Origin of the sequence: Rubrivivax sp. A210 (assembly GCF_904426505.1) — a bacterium.
Taxonomy (GTDB): Bacteria; Pseudomonadota; Gammaproteobacteria; order Burkholderiales; family Burkholderiaceae_C; genus Rubrivivax.
In genome coordinates this window covers 445,696-461,552 of record NZ_CAJGBN010000001.1, presented here as the reverse complement: position 1 = coordinate 461,552, position 15,857 = coordinate 445,696, and the positions used below count along the sequence as shown (strand labels likewise).

At 66.5% G+C, this 15,857-nt stretch carries 21 protein-coding genes; 1 reads left to right on the top strand and 20 read right to left on the bottom strand.

Features of this window, described 5'->3' with window-relative positions:
* Nucleotides 1-21 precede the first annotated feature (21 nt).
* From JMV16_RS01965 to JMV16_RS01885, 17 genes are all read right to left on the bottom strand, one after another.
* On the bottom strand, nt 22-219 hold the full coding sequence (locus JMV16_RS01965; protein WP_201492465.1) for a hypothetical protein: 198 nt from the start codon (nt 217-219) through the stop codon (nt 22-24).
* A 7-nt stretch (nt 220-226) separates the two neighbouring features.
* Entirely contained in the window at nt 227-844 is a 618-nt protein-coding gene (locus JMV16_RS01960) for a hypothetical protein (protein WP_201492464.1), read from the bottom strand.
* Between the two features lie 79 nt (nt 845-923).
* Nucleotides 924-1,511, bottom strand: a complete 588-nt coding sequence (locus tag JMV16_RS01955; protein WP_201492463.1) for a RadC family protein — start codon at nt 1,509-1,511, stop codon at nt 924-926.
* Nucleotides 1,512-1,636: 125 nt separating this feature from the next.
* A complete protein-coding gene (locus tag JMV16_RS01950; protein ID WP_201492462.1) occupies nt 1,637-1,966 on the bottom strand; it encodes a hypothetical protein in 330 nt (109 codons plus the stop codon).
* Nucleotides 1,963-2,484 carry a hypothetical protein gene (locus JMV16_RS01945; protein WP_201492461.1) on the bottom strand — a complete coding sequence of 174 codons (522 nt, stop codon included), beginning with the start codon at nt 2,482-2,484 and terminating at the stop codon, nt 1,963-1,965. The genes JMV16_RS01950 and JMV16_RS01945 overlap by 4 nt, the downstream gene beginning before the upstream one ends.
* A 319-nt stretch (nt 2,485-2,803) precedes the next feature.
* Nucleotides 2,804-4,009, bottom strand: a complete 1,206-nt coding sequence (locus JMV16_RS01940) for a DUF6094 domain-containing protein (RefSeq protein ID WP_255511405.1) — start codon at nt 4,007-4,009, stop codon at nt 2,804-2,806.
* A 13-nt stretch (nt 4,010-4,022) separates the two neighbouring features.
* Nucleotides 4,023-4,334, bottom strand: coding sequence for a hypothetical protein (locus JMV16_RS01935; protein WP_201492459.1), 312 nt, complete (start codon nt 4,332-4,334; stop codon nt 4,023-4,025).
* A 145-nt stretch (nt 4,335-4,479) separates the two neighbouring features.
* Nucleotides 4,480-4,902, bottom strand: a complete 423-nt coding sequence (locus JMV16_RS01930; RefSeq protein ID WP_201492458.1) for a hypothetical protein — start codon at nt 4,900-4,902, stop codon at nt 4,480-4,482.
* A gap of 325 nt (nt 4,903-5,227) precedes the next feature.
* Complete coding sequence (locus JMV16_RS01925; RefSeq protein ID WP_201492457.1) at nt 5,228-5,416, bottom strand: hypothetical protein; 189 nt, start codon at nt 5,414-5,416, stop codon at nt 5,228-5,230.
* Between the two features lie 285 nt (nt 5,417-5,701).
* A complete protein-coding gene (locus JMV16_RS01920) occupies nt 5,702-6,340 on the bottom strand; it encodes a ParB N-terminal domain-containing protein (RefSeq protein ID WP_201492456.1) in 639 nt (212 codons plus the stop codon).
* A complete protein-coding gene (locus JMV16_RS01915; protein ID WP_201492455.1) occupies nt 6,333-6,902 on the bottom strand; it encodes a hypothetical protein in 570 nt (189 codons plus the stop codon). The genes JMV16_RS01920 and JMV16_RS01915 overlap by 8 nt, the downstream gene beginning before the upstream one ends.
* Before the next feature lie 62 nt (nt 6,903-6,964).
* Nucleotides 6,965-7,507: a hypothetical protein gene (locus tag JMV16_RS24090; protein ID WP_236580306.1), complete on the bottom strand. Its 543-nt coding sequence runs from the start codon at nt 7,505-7,507 to the stop codon at nt 6,965-6,967.
* A 585-nt stretch (nt 7,508-8,092) separates the two neighbouring features.
* Nucleotides 8,093-8,431, bottom strand: coding sequence for a hypothetical protein (locus JMV16_RS01905; RefSeq protein ID WP_201492454.1), 339 nt, complete (start codon nt 8,429-8,431; stop codon nt 8,093-8,095).
* Nucleotides 8,432-8,512: 81 nt separating this feature from the next.
* Nucleotides 8,513-9,100, bottom strand: a complete 588-nt coding sequence (locus tag JMV16_RS01900) for a DUF3275 family protein (protein ID WP_201492453.1) — start codon at nt 9,098-9,100, stop codon at nt 8,513-8,515.
* 617 nt (nt 9,101-9,717) lie between these two features.
* Complete coding sequence (locus JMV16_RS01895) at nt 9,718-10,236, bottom strand: DUF3577 domain-containing protein (protein ID WP_201492452.1); 519 nt, start codon at nt 10,234-10,236, stop codon at nt 9,718-9,720.
* Nucleotides 10,237-10,387: 151 nt separating this feature from the next.
* On the bottom strand, nt 10,388-10,666 hold the full coding sequence (locus JMV16_RS01890) for a hypothetical protein (protein ID WP_201492451.1): 279 nt from the start codon (nt 10,664-10,666) through the stop codon (nt 10,388-10,390).
* A 180-nt stretch (nt 10,667-10,846) separates the two neighbouring features.
* Nucleotides 10,847-11,725: a restriction endonuclease gene (locus JMV16_RS01885; RefSeq protein ID WP_201492450.1), complete on the bottom strand. Its 879-nt coding sequence runs from the start codon at nt 11,723-11,725 to the stop codon at nt 10,847-10,849.
* Between the two features lie 190 nt (nt 11,726-11,915).
* Here JMV16_RS01885 and JMV16_RS01880 point away from each other — a divergent pair, with 190 nt between their 5' ends.
* Nucleotides 11,916-12,440, top strand: a complete 525-nt coding sequence (locus JMV16_RS01880; protein ID WP_201492449.1) for a DUF1566 domain-containing protein — start codon at nt 11,916-11,918, stop codon at nt 12,438-12,440.
* 24 nt (nt 12,441-12,464) lie between these two features.
* Here the strand turns inward: JMV16_RS01880 and JMV16_RS01875 are convergent, their stop codons facing one another.
* The 3 genes from JMV16_RS01875 to JMV16_RS01865 form a co-directional block, all read right to left on the bottom strand.
* Nucleotides 12,465-14,237 (bottom strand): DEAD/DEAH box helicase, encoded by a 1,773-nt coding sequence (locus JMV16_RS01875; RefSeq protein ID WP_201492448.1) that lies wholly within the window; start codon nt 14,235-14,237, stop codon nt 12,465-12,467.
* Nucleotides 14,238-14,440: 203 nt separating this feature from the next.
* Complete coding sequence (locus JMV16_RS01870) at nt 14,441-15,139, bottom strand: hypothetical protein (RefSeq protein ID WP_201492447.1); 699 nt, start codon at nt 15,137-15,139, stop codon at nt 14,441-14,443.
* Entirely contained in the window at nt 15,136-15,819 is a 684-nt protein-coding gene (locus JMV16_RS01865) for a hypothetical protein (protein WP_201492446.1), read from the bottom strand. Before JMV16_RS01865 ends, JMV16_RS01870 begins: the two co-directional genes overlap by 4 nt.
* Nucleotides 15,820-15,857: the final 38 nt, after the last annotated feature.

Here is a 15,857-nt window from a genome sequence, read left to right as displayed (position 1 = left end):
GGCCACCTGGCAAGCGAGCGCCTAGTCCGCGCTGACGCAGCTGCCGTCGCTCATGACTTCGGCGACGACGGTGGCTCCGAGCCACCAGGTGTCGAGGTCGGCCTCACTGGCCACGGCATAGCTGCTGCCGGTCCAGACGACGTACATGGAGGCCCGGCGATTCACAGCCTTGCGGACTGCGCGCGCCAGCGCCGTTTCCTTGTCGACGGAATCGTCCATCGATACCTCAGGCGGCCAGCAATGCTGGCGCCTGATCGGTTCCGGGTACGGCGAGGTGTCCTTCGCGGAGGCTGCGCGACACCCAGTCGGAGAACGCTTCATGCACTTCGACGCGGCAGGCATGGATGTGGCCGATGCAGGGCGGCAGCGCAAAACCTCCCATCTGCTGGATGTGCTCGATCACCGGCGTCATCCAGTCGTCCAGAAGCGGCACCGGCGAGAGTTCCTTGATCAGCCGCCAGGCCTCCGCCAGCTGGCCTTCCCGATCGGCCTTGGTGTCGAGAATCCAGGCCGAGCGGCAGGCGTGATCGACGGCCAGGACCGCCGGATCGAAGATCCAGACATGGACCAGGTTGCCCAGCAAGCCGGTCCTGGCCAGACGCCCCGATGACTTTTCAAGTCGCTTCGGGTCGCCCACCAACACCCTGAGTGCCGGCTTCTGGCCGTAGCCCTTCATCGCGGTCAGGTTGTCCACGCCGCCGTCCTTCGACGACTGGTGCAGACGCGCCATGAACTGCTGGATCGAGGTGTCGCGGCCGTAGGCCGAGACGAAGAGCAACTGGGCGTGATGGTCCGATGCCATGGCGTCGATGAAGACGTCGGACTGTTCTTCGAGCATGAACATGGGGGCCTCCTTTATGGGGCATGGGAAGAGGGTGGAGCGGCGGCCCCCCTGATGGGGGAGGCCACCTGGGTGGGCAGGGTCAGAGCAGGCCGCGTTGGGCGAACGAGGTGCAAGCGGTCTGAGCCACGATGAAGTGGTCGAGCACGCGCACGTCCACCATGCCGAGCGCCGTTTTCAGGGTCGAGGTCAGGTACTCGTCGGCCCTTGACGGCTCGGCCAGGCCCGAAGGGTGGTTGTGAGCCAGGATCACGGCGCCGGCGTTGAGCGCCAGGGCGCGCTTGACAATCTCGCGCGGATAGACGCTGGTCTGGGTCAGGGTGCCCCTGAACATTTCCTCGACCGCGATGAGAGCGCTCTGCGCATTGAGGAAGACCACGACGAAGGCCTCGACTTCATAGCCTCGGAAGTGGATCTGCAGGTAGTTGGCTACCTCGTCCGGCGTGTTCATCACGACCTTGTGCAGGTTCTTGAAGGCCTGCCGACGCAGCAGCTCGTTGGCGCACTGCAGCAAGCCCGAGAGCGCCGCGGCTCGGCGCTCCGGGCTGGCCTTGTATGGCGCCCGGACCTCGTTGCAGACGAGCGTGCCTTTGGCGGTGACGGCGCGGGCGCCGACTAGAAGCAGGTCTTCGATGGCCGAGTCGGACAGATTCACGGGGATGTTGTGCATGAGGAATCTCCAAGTGGTGGAGGGGTTAAAGGCAGGCAGGCCCAGCCACCCCTTGGGGGTGGTCGGGCCAAGCGGGGTAGGAGGGCGCTGGAGGGCCCCCTTGCAGGGGCACACCCAGGCGGCGGCTAGTGCACGGCGGTGTGCAGGGCGGCGCTGGTGAAGCCGCCGTCGAGCTGATAACTCACCACTCGGTCAAAGCCGGTGGTGACCGGGTCCAACTGGACCTGCTCGAACATGGCCCTGGGTACTTCGATGCCGAGCTCTTCGAGCTTGGCGGCGAAGTGGGGCAGGTCGCGCCGGCTGTCGTCCTGGTCGATGTAGACGTAGTCGTCCTGTCCCGGTTTGGGTTCGGGGCGCTCGACGATGAGGAAGAACTGATGCAGCGGCCGGCTCCAGCCCAGCACGACTGTGACGGGCTCGCCCTGCAGCCTGGTGCGAAAGTAGTGCTGGCTCATGCCGGCACCCCCGCCGAGATCGGCGCCAGGCCGGTCACGCACTCGAACTCGTTGAGGTCGATGCCCTCGACGAGCCACAGCGCCGGATCGACGCCTTCCAAGGTCACCGCAAACGAGACATCGCCATTGGCGTAGACCGTGGCCGAGACGCACAGCAGCGACGGTACCGGCACGTCATCGGCGCTGGTGATCGCGCAGCGAACCGCGAGCGCCCAGTCGGCGATCTCGTCGGCCGCCAGCGTGTGCAACGCATTCCACAGGCAGAACAGCCGGTTGATCACCGTCTGGTCCAGCTGCAGGCAGACCGTCCACCGCTGGGTCATGGCCAGCAAGCCTTGCTCGTCCTGAGGCGGCGGGCAGGGTGCCGAGGTGTTGTTCAGACAGAGCCCGGCCGTCACCGTGACCGGCTGGACGAGCGTGAAGGGCATGTGGACATCGGCCGCGGCGGTGCCCGCCGGGGTCGTGGCTTCGGGAGGTGGCGACGAGGCGCCAAGGGTCGTGGGGTCGGGTATGCGCATGGCGTTCTCCAGGAGGTAGTAACCGAGAGCGCTACCCGTCCGGGAAGCGGTATCCCGGTGGGTGGGTGACGACGAAACCTTCAACCGAACGGGCGTTCGGTAGCCGCACTTTTCAGAAGGCCTGTGCGGTCAGGGCGACGTTGACGCGGTCAGCGGCTCGATGCCTTCGAGCGGAGGTTGGTGAATCAGGCTGTTTGCAGGGGCCGCCAAGTTGGCAGTCCCTCCAAAAAGCCCTCCGAGGCGCAAGCGCCGTCGGAGGAGAAGATTCGGCCCGTGGACCGAATCAGCCCCAGGGAGAGGGGACGGGAGATGTCTGGCGTCAGGCGATGGTCACGATCTGACCGAACGCCGCGCCGGGGGTGAGGTCGATGCCGCGGATCACGGTGACGAACTTGTCGGTCAGAACCCGCGTCTCGGCGACGCCGCCATCGGACTGGGTCTCATGGGTGACCTGAACCGACTTCTGCTTGTGCGTGCGGCCCTTGATCAGCAAGCGCCGGCCGTCGGTTGCGGTCACGATTCCCGAGATCTGGCCCGCGGCCAGCGCCAGGGCCAGGTGCCAGTCCGTCATCGCGCGCAGCGGGCGGCGGGCTTCATTGGCATGCCGACGCATCTGCAGATGAAAGCGAGGCCAGAGGGTGGACTTGTCCAGCCCCTTGTCGAGCTCGTCCTGCAGCTGGCGGCCGTCCAGGCGCACCACCGTGAAGTGGAAGTCCTCGCCGGCCTTGATCCCCGGCACCCTGTAGGGCTCACCGCCCCAGTGGTGCGGCAGCGCGACTTGGTCCTCGCCCGCGGCGAAGGCCTGCAGCCGCTGGACCAGCTTGGCATCGGGATGGGAAGGCCTGCGCTTGACACCGAAGAGGATGCACTGCTTGAACTCCTGCTCCGTCGACATGAAGACTTCCACCCGCTCGAAGTGACGGGCAATCAACGTGGCCAGCTCGGCATCCAGGACATAGAAGGGGACGATGAGCACCAGGACGCCCTTGGGCTGAAGCAGGTTGAAGCTGCGACGGCAGAACACCTTCTCGTGCCGCTCACGGCCCTGCTTGCGGTCCCCTGTGCCCGCCTTGTCGCCGATCAGGTCGCCGTAGGGAGGGTTCAGAAATAGCAGGCCCATGCTGCGCTCCGAGATGCGCACGTCATGCACGTCGGCATGGGCGACCGTGTCGAGCACGGTCTTGGCGTGCCAGGCACGCTCCTCGTCTACGTCGACGCCGAAGCTGGTGACCGCCGCACCGCAGGACTGGAGGTGGCCAGCGAGGTGCTGCAGGGCCGCACCTTCACCACAGCAAGGGTCGACGATGCGTATCGACTCGCCATCGACATCGAGCGCGGTCGCGATGCGCTCGAGGGCCGGCAGGTCGGTCGGGAAGTATCCGTTCTTGATGAAGTTGCGCGCGATGCGCGGAAAGATCAGGGCCATGGTGATCTCCAGGATGTGAGGCAGCCTGCGTCGGGCCCGGGTGGTGGCCGCCGCAAACAGAAGGCCCTGCACGCCACCGGGAGGCGGCGCACAGGGCATGAAGGATTGGCGCTCAGGCGGCGCGGGCGGCGGGAGCGACGGCCGGTCGCCAGTCGGCGGCGACCAGGGAGGCCAGCAGCGTGAACGGCAGGCGCTGGGCGCTGGCCTTGTCGTGCAGCGCGTCGCTGACGGCATCGACCAGGGGGCGCACATGATGGGCTTGGCCGGCGAGGGCCCGCTCGAGCTGCTCGGTCTCGTCGGCGGTGGCCACGGCCAGCCAGTCGAGGAAGACCTTCCAGAAGACCTTGCAGGCGGTCTTCCGCCCGGTCGCGCCCGGGATGGCGGCGGTGACGTTGGAAACCAGGGTGAGGTGATGAGGGGGCATGACGGCTCCGATGAATTGCAGACGGCCGCCATCCCGAGCGGGAGGTGGTCCGCTGCGGGTTGAGAAAGGGAGAGCTGAGCCCCTGGAATGCACGAGGCATTCCAGGGGGCAGCAGGCCGAACGCTGGGGCCGGCGGAAGCCGGGCTCAGCGGAGCCAGTACGACGCGACCAGGCCGACGGCGAGGACGACGGGCGTGGGGTTGGAAGCCACGGCCGAACGCACCGACGCCACGAAGGCGGCGAAGGACTTCCGGACACCGCGCAGGCCACGCGATTTCTCACGGGCCTGATCGATGGCCGCCTGCGCTCTCGCGTAGGCGATGTGCTGACGCTTGATCGTCAGCTTGGCGCGCACGAACAGACCGTGGAGGTCCAACTCGTCGCTGTGGAGCAGCTTGGGGTTCTCGGCGAAGTGGTCGACGATGGTCTTCGCGGTGGCGAAGTCGTCGATGTTCTCGGCGAAGTACTCCCAGACTTCCACGGTCTCGCCCTTGTCGCCGATGGCGACGGACTGACCGGTAGCTTCCATTTCGGCAACCTGCGCAGCAGGGATGACGTTGGTGCTCATGAGATGCGTCCTTATGGAGAAGAGGACGCACCAGCCCCCTTGGGGATGGATGACATCCCCAGTGGGTTGAAGAAACGAACTCCAGATGCGCGGACCCAAGCAGGTCGTTGCACCCACCGCTCTCACAGGAGCCAGGCGGTGTTGGGCATGCCGTAACGAGGCACAGTCGGACCGAAGCTGTCGGTCGGGCAGAAAGACATGGTGCCGGCCGCCCACAGGTGGGCGGGACGTGCTCTTCAAAGGCTCGTGTGCGCGAGCACTTGAAGAGCCCGTCTGGGCCTGGAGAACCAGGCCCAGCGAGGGCGGAATCGACATGAGTTGTCGCTCAGGCGCCGCTTTGCGCAACGCGCATGCGGACTTCCATGATGCGATCGATGTCCCACTCGGAATAGCGGCGCAGCCGCTTGCCGATCAGGTGGTACCAGCGGGCCAGCGCCAAAGGGACGCCGGCAGCGGCCATACGCTCCGGGGAGACGTCATCGGTGACTTGGGGGGTGTGCTGCGTGACAGCCATGGTGTGCTCCTGACGGGTCGGGCGACGTTGCCCCCGGAACGCGCATACACGCGCTCGGGGGGCAACGCCACTCGGGCCAGGAAACCACACTCCACAAAGCCAGACCTAGATCCAGCGATGCACCGCTTTGCAGGAGCCTGGCGGTGTCGGGCGTGCCGTAACGGGGCACAGTCGGACCGAAGCTGACGGTCGGGCAGAGAACGACTTAATTCTGTTCTTCAAGCCCTCGCGACGCAAGTGCCGCAAGGGCTTGAAGAACCCGGCACATGGCCGGGCTGGCAGGCCTCAATGGTCTGATTCGAGGAAGGCCGCCAGAAGCTGAGAGTCGCGCCTGAAGTCCTGAGTGCTCAATGCGGCGATGCGCCGCTTTGCGCCGTCCGGGTCGGCCTCCCACCTCGCGGCTACCTTGGTGGCCATGCCGACCTTGAGCGCCCGCGGATCGCGCAGGCAGGTCAGGACGGGCGGTGGCAAGGTGGCGATCAGGATCGCATCGGACACGTCGCGCAGCGGCCGACCCACTGATTCCGCCAGACGCCGCCGCGACGGAAAGACCCCGGCCTGCAGCGCACTGTCGTAGAGGCAGCCGCGCTCGAAGGCTGACACCTGCTTGTCGCCGTTCGAGGCGTCCAGTTCCACGACCAGGCGCGGCCCAGTGACCACATCGAGACTTGCCGTCACCGGCAGGCCGAGTTCCAGGCAGGTCCGCAGGCGCAGGGTGCCGAAGACCAGCTCGTACCGCCCGGCATCCACGGGGCAGGCCTTGATCGGCTGGACATTGCCGCCCATATGGACGATGGATGCCTTCAACCTTGCGTAGCCTGCATCGCTGAACGACTGCGGTGCCCTGAAGCGCAACCACGATGGAAAGGCCACCGCGGCGGGGTCCAGAAATGCTAGCGCGCGGCCTTCTGCGAGGTCAGCCATGGCGGCCTGCTTTCAGGGCATTGCGAAGCCTGTCGGCGATGTGCGGAAGCTCATCCAGACCCGCCTGCAGGCTCTCCTCCTGGAAGTTCTCGAGGCCCTCCAGGTGCGTGGTGACCTTGTCGCGATCTGGCAAGCCATAGCGCTCGAACAAGCGCTCGAAACGCTTGCCACCGTCCTGGAAGTAGCAGTGGACCTCTTGTTCCGGCGCGCCGTCGAGGTAGAGCACGTTCAGCATGTCGTCGCGGTACTGACTGCTGAGCAGACGCAGATCGGTCAGATCGACGTGGAAGCGATAGCCGTTGTAAAGCGAGGCCAGGAACATTGCGATCACACGGCTGCCGCCGCAGTCGTTCTGCTCGGCGAACTCGAACAGCCGCCTGAGCGACTCAACGGCCAGCTCCCGACGCTGCTTCCTCAGGACTTGCATCGCGTCCCACTTCGACTCGCCCGTCCAGAACTCGTCGAGCATCTCGTTGAATGCCGCGAGCTTGCTCTTGGGGACGGTCAGCTTGACTTCGAAGCCAGGCTCCTCGGGACGGAGCTTGTTGCCCATGGTTGCCATGAATCTCTCCTTGGTGATGGATGGTGTGGAGGGATGGCCCCGGGTGGGGCCATCGTGTGGTTTCAGGGTTCTTGACGTTGAGTCCAGCGGCCGGTCGCCAGGGCAGTGGCCGCCTCGGCTTCCTTGAGCCAGTACTCGGCCGACTCGCGGCTGCAGGGGCCTTCGTTGTCGTCCCATGTGCCGAGGTAGAAGCCCCGCTGAGACTTGCAGACGGTGAGGGGCAGCGACTTGCCGCAGAAGCGCATGGCCAGGTGGCCAATGGGCTTTCCAGGTGCTTTCACTTCAGCTTGAGCCACACCGTCGGAGGCGTCCTGAGGCGACGGTTCGGCGGCGGGCCTTGCGGACGCCTTGGCGATGACTTGTTGGGCGGTCTCGTCGCTCTCGATCTCGCGATCGGCGGCGTCGAGCGCGGAGCCGATGGCCGTGATGGCCAGGTCGGCGGCCGCGGCCATGCGGGCGAGTTGCGGGCGGGCCACGGCCTTGCCTTCCGAGTTGCCGTCCTCGAGGGCGGCAATCAGCGCAGGCAGAAGCTGGGTCCAGGTCAGACCGCAGAGGGGAACGATGATTTCGGCGCCGTTGCCGCCTATGTTGGATGCATGGGTCATTTGGCTTCTCCTTCGAAGTTGATGGTTGAAGGGAAGGGCCCCGGCGGGGAACTTCCCCGACGGGTGGAACAGATCGCAGCAAACTCCCGGCGCCTTGCAGCGCCCCCGAACCCCTGCAGGAGCCAGTTCGGGTCAATGTGACGGCGCTGCATGAGCAGGCCGGCGAGGCGCACCTTGACGCGGTGCCTTCGGATCGGCCAGAGGCCGGTCGTCACGAGACTCGGTGGGTACTTCAAGGCCTCGTCTACGCGGTGGAGGGCTTGAAGAACCCGGCCCCGGATGGGGCCGTGCTCAGGATCAACAGCGTCTGCAATACCGGGCGGCAGGCCCATGCCAAGGCCTTCATCCGGCGTGTCCTCTCGATGCAGACTTCAAGGACACCACTACGACGCTCGCGACCGCTTCACGCGATACGGCACCACACATGGGGCTGTGGCGGCCCTGAGAAGACAGTCCCGCGCGGGGCGAGAGCTTTTCCGAGGCGACCGTGGATCTCCTCGGAGAAGCTCACCGGCGGTGGGCTTGAGAGCCGGCCGCCCATCCGCAGGGACGGGCCGCTGGCTCGATTCATCGTCGCCTTTGTGCTCACGCACCATTGGCAGGTGGCGGGAGCTGAGCGCCAAGCTCACTGGCTTTCGGTCGGCCGTGCTGAAGACTGGCCAGCAGGCGTGCGACGTTGGGGTCATTGATCAACCGCAAGCCAGAGGCGAAGGCCGAAGAATTTGCTTCCATTGCCAGTCGGGTCGGCTGGTCCCGAAGCAACTCGCGCAGGGCCTGCATGGCGTCCTGCAGCAGGTCGACTTGCCGCCAGACGGCGGTCTGATCGACTGCGCTGGACAGCACCGCGTTGAGGGCCTGCAGCTCGCGCTGCAGGGTGTTCGCAGCGATGAAGACTTCGCGAATACGGGATGGGTCCAGCGACATGGCTGTGGTGGCTGCGTTGTTGGCGGCGACACCCGGCGTGGGCCCGGTGTCGTCGGTGGGCGTTGGGCCTGCACAACGGCGCTATGCGCCAGCGTGCTCCTTGATGGACCAGGTCTGGGCCTTGGCATCGAAGGCGTAGCCGAGTTCCTTGAGGCGATCCCGCTGTTCGCGGAAGCGCTGGCGATCGACCGTCGGATCGAGCTTGATGGGCGCAAGCGACTGCACCAGGCCGATCAGCTCTTCGCCGAACAAGACGAGGTCTGCGGAAGCAGCCTGGGACTGATCGCCGCGGCCGTTGCCGCCAACCAGCTCGGGAACGATCTCAGGGACTGGCATGCCTGCAGGCTTGGCCGGCTCCGGTGCGTGATCGAGCGGGTCGGGTTCGGGCGGCGTTGACGGCGCGTCTGCGCCCTCGTCGGCCACGTCGATCAGGATCTCCTCGAGCGTCGCGCGGTTCTTCACGAACACGCGGCCGCGCCAGGTGAAGCTGTCGGGGGCGATCCACTTGATCAGGAAGGCGCCGGTGTACTTCCCCGGCTCGAATTCCTCGATCAGCGGGTCTTTGACCTCGAACTCACCGATCTCGGTGGCGAGGTCGCCGATGCTGAAGGCACCGCGCGCTCCGGTCTTGCGCTGGATGGTGATGGTTCCGCGAACAAAGATGGACATGCCTGCTCCTTGATGAGGCTGGGGAAGAAGGCCTCAGCAGGACAAGACCAATCCCGGCGGGACTGGAGTCCCGCTAGGCGGTGGTGAAAGAGGTGGCCGCTGCGAGCGCTGGCGTCAGCGCCGACTGGGCAAAGGACGGGGGCGAGGCCGAAGCCTCGCCGGTCCAGGAAAGACGTGGTGACCGGGGTTCAGCCGTTCACGACTGGGTGGGTACTGTATGCAGTCTCGAACTTGTGGGGTACGGATGTGCGCAGGGAGTTCCACCGTGCATTGATGGGCGGATCACCATGGGGTGACCGTCCCGTGCGTCGATCGCACTCCAGAGTCCCAGGCCCGAGGGCCTGGAACCGCACCGCCATTTCAGGAGCCGGACGGTGTCAGGGTCACGTTCAAGGTACGTGCTACCTGGCGCGGCTTGAGTTTCCGGGAAGCCGCAAACACGGGAACAAACTTGACTTTCTTCATCGGCCGATCAGGCCAGCCGCTGAAGAAAGCCCCCTCAGGGAGGGCTTGTGGGGGGAGAGCAGGTCAAAGTGTAGCCAACCACCGCGAAATGCGCGATGGTGGCCACTTCGACGACGGGCGCGAGGTGCTTCCGTCGATCGAAGTTGCTCCGATCAGGCATGCGCGGGTTCGCGCTGCCGGCTCGACTCGTCGCCGCAGGCGCTGCCGACTCCGCCGTCATCGTTGTGGCCAGCGTGGCCGGCGGCCGACTCGGGTTGCGAGTTGCGCGGCACCAGCGGGATGTCGACCTTGATGCCATTGACCTTGGCCAAGGTCAGCTGCAGCAGGCGAGCCTTGAGGCCCGAGCCCTTCTTCGGCTCCCCGGTCTCGCGATCGGGAAACTCGTAGAAGTCGGGCTTGGGGTCGCCGGCCCGGAAGCCGATGAAGACCTTGCGCTTGGCTTCGACGTCCTCCGTGAGCTGCCTGACCGCCTGCTTGGCGATCGTGCCGACCACGATGCAGTCGATGCTGACGTGCTCGACGGCGTCGGCCCTGCCCATCAATGCATTGATGGTGCACGCCATGTAGGCGGGCCCCTTCTTCGGCGTGACGGTGCGCACGCGGTTGAGGTAGCCGACACCTTCGATGATGAGGTCGAAGGCTTGGGCCTGGGACTGTTGAGCTTGGTTCATGGTGGATCTCCTTGGGGAATGAAGGGGACGCACCAGCCCCTGCGGGGATGGATGACATCCCCAGGGGGTTGAATGAACGGGAGAAGAAGGACAGCCGATCGAATACGGCTGCACCGGCCTAAGGCGCCGGATTTGGGGAAAACTCAGTGCTTCAAAGCACCTTGATCAGGGTCACGATGAGGCCGACGGCCGCGACCAGCATGGCGCCGAGCTTGATCGTCATGCGCGACTCCAGTACCAGCAGGTCTTGCTTGGTTGCCAGGGTAGAGGTCATCGTCTCGCGCTCCTTCTCGAAGGCCTCGACGGCTGCCTTGGCCTTCTCGGGCGCGACGTTCGCGCCGATCAGGGCATCGTACGGGGAATGGAAAACTGCACTTGCGCCTCCAATGCAAATTGGGGACGCACCAGCCCACGCAGGGATGTTTGACATCCCCAGGGGCTGATAGACAGAGCTCCAGGCGCGCAAACCCAATCAGGTCTTTGCACCCACCGCTTTCACAGAAGCCTGGCGGTGTTTTGCGTGCCGTGACGTGGCACAGATCGGACCGAAGCTGTCGGTCGGGCAGAAAGCCCCGCCATTCTGCGCCTACGGTATGCGCCACGCAATGGTTTACCCGGCCAGCGGCCTCGTGCCCCTGCAATCCGGGAAGTCGCCGCAGCCCCAGAAATCACTGCCCGCCGCCGCGCCCTTGCGCGCGGTCCGTTGCACCATCGCCTTGCCGCACTTCGGGCAAGCCGGCGTCCGTGCCGGCTGGGCAGGCGGCTCCGCAAAAGCGGGACTCGCGGGGCGCCGAGCAGGGCCTGCCGCTCCCGCCGGCCCGGCCTGGGCCGACTGGATCATCCGGTGCAGCTTTGGCCCATCGATGAGCGTGACATTGCGCCCGCTAGCGAAGGCCTTCGCCTCGTCGGTGAACTGACCCGAGGTGACGACGAAGCCGCCGGCGGCGCCGCGGGCCGCCATGACGCCGTAGATCTCGCGCACGACCTCGACGCCGACCTTGAAGGCGCGCCACTGCTTGCACTGCACGAGGAACTTCTCGCCCCCCTTGGTCAGCACCAGGTCCACGCCGCCGTCCGGTCCCTGGCCACCGCTTTCGACGACGCCGTAGCCCTGCTGTCGGAAGGCCTCGCCCACAAGCTGCTCGAACTGCTGCCAGCTGATGCCGTTCAGGACGCTGGCCGACTGGCCTCGCTTGGCGGCTTCGAGCAGACCTGCTCGCTCTCTTCGGCGGTATGCCGACACAGCTGCAGCGATCAGGCAGAGGAGGGGCGCGACATACTGTAGGCCGGTTGCCAAGCCTACCCACATGATCGACACCATGGACGGCCCCAGTTGCCCTGGGCTGATCGAGACCGCGGCGGGCCGGCTGGCCACGGCATGGAAGAAGAGGTAGGTCACGAGGGCCAGCACGACACCGGCCCACCAGGGAAGCCTGGATACAAGCTCCACGACATCTTCGGCCGGGCTCGTCTTTCCTCTTCTCGCCATCGTGCATTTCCTCCCGCCGTCTTTCGCGGCATGTTGAACCTGGGTTTTACTCGAAGCGGGCCGGAAGGAAACTCGCTCTGCGCCCACTCTTGCGGCCCGGGCCGCCAGCGTCAATTTCTTTCCTAGAATGGCTTTACAAAACCATCGGGGAGGAATCATGAAGAGACGAATGCTGCTTGTCGGTTGCCTCATGGCCGCGGCACAGGCAATGGCCGGAACCCTGAGCCCCGTCGATATCGACGGTGACCGCGCTTTCGATGCCTACCTGGAATCCGACGCCAACGTCCTCTGGTTTCATACCGCCAATGTCGACGGCGCAAAGAGATTCTCGGCGGCTTCGGCCTGGGCCGACGCCCAGAGCTTTGCCGGCGTCGTGAACTGGCGCCTGCCGACGATGCTCGAGCTGCGTTCGCTCTACGCGACGCTGGGTTCCTCCGGCGGCGCCATGAACACCGGGCCCTTCGATGCCGTGAGCCCGGGCCAGTACTGGTCGTCGGATCGAAGTGGCGTGAACATCTTTGGGCTGGACACGCGCACTGGCTTCACGGTTGCGCACCTCGACAACGGCGCTTCTCTCTTTGCCTGGGTCGTGACGGCGGCGCCAGTGCCTGAGCCGCCCGCAGCAGTGCTGCTTCTCGGTGCCCTGGCGGTGCTGGTGCTGCGCCGACGCAGCTGTCGCAGCGCCCTTCGGTGCGAGACAACGCGGCCGGTCTAGACCGTCGGCCGGCCGCTGCAGTGCTCAGGCCGTGACCGCCCGTCGATTCGACTCGATGATGGCGACCTCGATCTCGCGCTTGGAGTCCAGCAGCGCGAAGATCTGCTCGTCGATCGTGCCGGCAACCACCGGCACGATGACGAGAACGTCGCGAGTCTGGCCGCTGCGGTAGGCCCTGTCCTCGGCCTGGCGCTTGAGCGCCGGCGTCCAGGGCAGCGAGGCGAAGAAGACGTAGTTCGCGGCCGTCAGCGTGATGCCGACGCCGGCCGCCATCGTGGTGCCGATGAAGACCCGCACGTCCGGCTTCTGCTGGAAGGCGTCTACCGCCGCCATACGCTTCTTGGGCGTGTCGGAACCGACCAGGCTGACGCAGCCTATGCCGTTGGCGGAAAGCAGGTGCTTCAGCGTCTCCACGGTGTCCATGTACTCGCAGAAGATCAGCGCCTTGGCATCCTGAGGCAGGCATTCGATGGACTCTACGAGGAACTCGACCTTGAGCGCCTCCAGGTGCTGACGCAGCTTGGTGATCTTGGGCATGGCCTGCAGCGACCCATCGGCCAGGATGGCCTTGTAGGCCGCCAGCCCGTCAGGTGCCTGGACGTGGCGCAGCTGCTGGGTCTTGTCGCCCAGGTCTTTGAGCACGTCTTTGCCCCGCCTGAGCATCCACTCCGACAGGCGCCCGGCGAGTTCGTCGCGGCGGGCGCTGTCGCCGGCGTAGAGCTTGCGGAACTCGGCCAGCGGCATGCGCCCAATGGGGTGGCCGGAGAGCCTGAGCAGGGTGTGCAGTTCGATCTCGCGGTTGAGGACCGGGGTACCGGTCAGCAGGAAGACGCGAGGGATGCGGTCGGCCAGCAAGAAGGCGTTGCGGGTGCGACCGGCCTGGTGCTCCTTGAGGTAGTGCGCCTCGTCGATCAGCATCACACCGATGTCCAGCGAGGCGTCGCGCACCAGACCGCCCAGTCTTTCGTAGTTGGCCACGATCCAGTCGGCTGCGCGCAGCGCACTCGCATCGGCCTGGCCAATGGTGGCGATCAGGGCCCGTGGGTACACGGCGCGGATCTCGCGCTCCCAGTTGATGCCCAGGCTGGCAGGGCACACCACCAGCACCTTGGCAGCGCCGGCGGCCATGCGGCCGGCCACCACCGCCTGACGAGACTTGCCGAGGCCCATGTCGTCCGCCAGCAAGCCCCCAGAAAGCCCCAGGAGGTGGCGAACGCCGCCGACCTGGTAGTCCCGTAGCCCGCAGGCCGCCGCGGCCGCCGCGAGGGCCTTCTCGTCGACCTGCAGGCGTTGCATCGGCGCGCCGAAGGCCGATAGAAAGCCGGCCCCCATGTCCTCGCCATCGCCCTGTCCAGTGCCGCGCGGTGGCGAGGCGCCGGGCACCGAGATCGGCAGCTCGCTCTTGGGCGCCGACACCAGGTCTTCGAGCACGACCTGGCCGTCGTGTACGAACACAAAGGTGTCGGCCACGCCGGCGACCTCGAGCAACGCGCGCATGATCTCCTCACGCGACCGGCGGACCTCCCAGGCCGCGGCGTGCCGGTGAAATCGGCCGCCCAGGCCCTTGAGCGCGGTCACCACCAGCGCGTCATAGGCCGAGGACACGGCGAAGCCCCCATGGGCCAGCGGCAGTACCTGCAGGTCCAGCATGCAGGCGAAGAAGTCGGGCTCGGGCGCGCGCCAGGCGATCGCCGCCAGCTCGCGCACCTCGTCCATCGCAAAGGCCGGCCAGCGCGGCGCCTGCCGCTGCAGACCCTCGAAGACTTGACGGGCCTGCGACGCCAGGCAGACCCACATTCGCCGCGGCCCGGACCAGGTGCAGCCGAGATCGCGCATCAGCTCGGCTATGCCGTCCCCAAAGGGTACGGCCAGGCCAAGGCGCCTGCCATCGCACACCGCCCGAAGCACGAAAGGCCGCCGCGCCGGCGCCACCGGCCCAAAGGGCGGCAACGCGGTCGACGCCGTCGCCAGCGTACCGGGACCAGGGCCCATAGGCGGTGCTATGCGCTCAGGCTTGTGCCGCGCCCCGCGTCCGGGTGCAAGGCGGCGTGGCACTTGCGTTCGACCGATGCAGAGTAGGCGGCGGAGACACGGCTTTCGCCCGTTGACCAGGAGAACATCTCGAAGAGGCAGCGCGGCATCTGCTCCAGGCAGCGGGAATGGCCGAGTCGGGAGATCTCCAGATCCCGCACTTCGGCGACCAGCCGCCGGGCAACCGGACCAGGGCTTGCTGCATCCAGGGTGTAGGAACAGCCCGGCACGAGGCGAGGCATGGCCAGCAGCAGCGGCTCCAGGCGCTCGTAGACCGCGACCGCCCTTCCGCAGTGGGTGTTCAGGCCCGATGCAAGCAGGTAGTCCACCGGCCCCACCAACCCAGCGACCGATGCCTGATCCATGAACCAGACGGACAGTTCCAAGGCGGCGCTCGGCTCCGCGGAAGCCGAGCCGCCGCACCCACCGTCCCCATACAGGCGCAGCGCCCATTGACCCACCAGACCCCGCTGCATCGCGTCTATCAGCTGACCCAGGCGGTCCGCACTGCAAGGCCACTCGATCAGCTGATCGATCTCTTGGCCATCGGGCTTTGGACCACGGCTCAGCGCGATTCCCATCCATCCCCGCGACGGCGTGCCGCGGCCGTGGCATTGCTGGCCTCGCATCGACCAGCGAGGGGCCACCACCTCGACCAGGCCGGTCATGCGGAGCACTCCGGCTGACCCAGCGACGGCACCAGATTCGGCGCCTTCGCGCCGCGGAATGCGACGGCGCCTTCGGCCAGCTCCCGCTGTTGCAGGCGCAGATGGGCGGTCGCCAACGACTGGGCGACGATGGTCCAGCGCAGGTAGGCGTCGATGCGCTCTCGGTAACGCTTGCCCACCACCACACCTTCGCGGCTGCGCAGTTTGGTTTCGGCGCGGCGCCGCTCAAGATCGTGGCGGATGGACAACAGCCGTGTGCGCGCATCGCGCGGTGAAAGCTCGCCGATCATGAAGAAGGGGAAGCTGCCCATCGTCACCTTCAGGTTCGGATAGGCGCGGTCCCACTCGGCCACGGCCTCCCAGGGGAGAAGGGCGGGCCGACCCTCGCGATCGCACAGCACGCACTGCACGAAGTGGTAGGGCTCCCGGCTGGCCTCGTCGTGCAGCTCAAAGCGCATGACGGGAGTGCCACCGCAGGGGCAAGGCCAGATGAGGCCCGGAGCGCTCGTCACCGGATCGTTGGGCCCGTAATCCCGGCCGAAGTCGCTCATCGCCTCCGTGGCATGACGATGGCGTGCCGCGGCTCCGGGCGGCTTCGCCGCGTCAGCCGCCGTCGCCCGGGCAGTCTGGGGACCGAGCAGGGCCGACAAGGACGCGGCAAGTCCATTCAACAGTTTCATGATCGTTCTCCTGCCGCCGGACCGACCCGGCGGCACAG

Coding starts and splice junctions, on each gene's coding strand:
- JMV16_RS01885 (WP_201492450.1), bottom strand. CDS start 11,725: ATGGCGAGAAGAGGAAAGACGAGCCCGGCCGAAGATGTCGTGGAGCTT.
- JMV16_RS01870 (WP_201492447.1), bottom strand. CDS start 15,139: ATGACCGGCCTGGTCGAGGTGGTGGCCCCTCGCTGGTCGATGCGAGGC.
- JMV16_RS01925 (WP_201492457.1), bottom strand. CDS start 5,416: ATGGCTGTCACGCAGCACACCCCCCAAGTCACCGATGACGTCTCCCCG.
- JMV16_RS01950 (WP_201492462.1), bottom strand. CDS start 1,966: ATGAGCCAGCACTACTTTCGCACCAGGCTGCAGGGCGAGCCCGTCACA.
- JMV16_RS01960 (WP_201492464.1), bottom strand. CDS start 844: ATGTTCATGCTCGAAGAACAGTCCGACGTCTTCATCGACGCCATGGCA.
- JMV16_RS01905 (WP_201492454.1), bottom strand. CDS start 8,431: ATGTCGCTGGACCCATCCCGTATTCGCGAAGTCTTCATCGCTGCGAAC.
- JMV16_RS01935 (WP_201492459.1), bottom strand. CDS start 4,334: ATGCCCCCTCATCACCTCACCCTGGTTTCCAACGTCACCGCCGCCATC.
- JMV16_RS01865 (WP_201492446.1), bottom strand. CDS start 15,819: ATGAAACTGTTGAATGGACTTGCCGCGTCCTTGTCGGCCCTGCTCGGT.
- JMV16_RS01920 (WP_201492456.1), bottom strand. CDS start 6,340: ATGGCTGACCTCGCAGAAGGCCGCGCGCTAGCATTTCTGGACCCCGCC.
- JMV16_RS01945 (WP_201492461.1), bottom strand. CDS start 2,484: ATGCGCATACCCGACCCCACGACCCTTGGCGCCTCGTCGCCACCTCCC.
- JMV16_RS01890 (WP_201492451.1), bottom strand. CDS start 10,666: ATGTCAAACATCCCTGCGTGGGCTGGTGCGTCCCCAATTTGCATTGGA.
- JMV16_RS01895 (WP_201492452.1), bottom strand. CDS start 10,236: ATGAACCAAGCTCAACAGTCCCAGGCCCAAGCCTTCGACCTCATCATC.
- JMV16_RS01940 (WP_255511405.1), bottom strand. CDS start 4,009: ATGCCCTGTGCGCCGCCTCCCGGTGGCGTGCAGGGCCTTCTGTTTGCG.
- JMV16_RS01955 (WP_201492463.1), bottom strand. CDS start 1,511: ATGCACAACATCCCCGTGAATCTGTCCGACTCGGCCATCGAAGACCTG.
- JMV16_RS24090 (WP_236580306.1), bottom strand. CDS start 7,507: ATGACCCATGCATCCAACATAGGCGGCAACGGCGCCGAAATCATCGTT.
- JMV16_RS01965 (WP_201492465.1), bottom strand. CDS start 219: ATGGACGATTCCGTCGACAAGGAAACGGCGCTGGCGCGCGCAGTCCGC.
- JMV16_RS01930 (WP_201492458.1), bottom strand. CDS start 4,902: ATGAGCACCAACGTCATCCCTGCTGCGCAGGTTGCCGAAATGGAAGCT.
- JMV16_RS01875 (WP_201492448.1), bottom strand. CDS start 14,237: ATGTGGGTCTGCCTGGCGTCGCAGGCCCGTCAAGTCTTCGAGGGTCTG.
- JMV16_RS01880 (WP_201492449.1), top strand. CDS start 11,916: ATGGCCGCGGCACAGGCAATGGCCGGAACCCTGAGCCCCGTCGATATC.
- JMV16_RS01915 (WP_201492455.1), bottom strand. CDS start 6,902: ATGGCAACCATGGGCAACAAGCTCCGTCCCGAGGAGCCTGGCTTCGAA.
- JMV16_RS01900 (WP_201492453.1), bottom strand. CDS start 9,100: ATGTCCATCTTTGTTCGCGGAACCATCACCATCCAGCGCAAGACCGGA.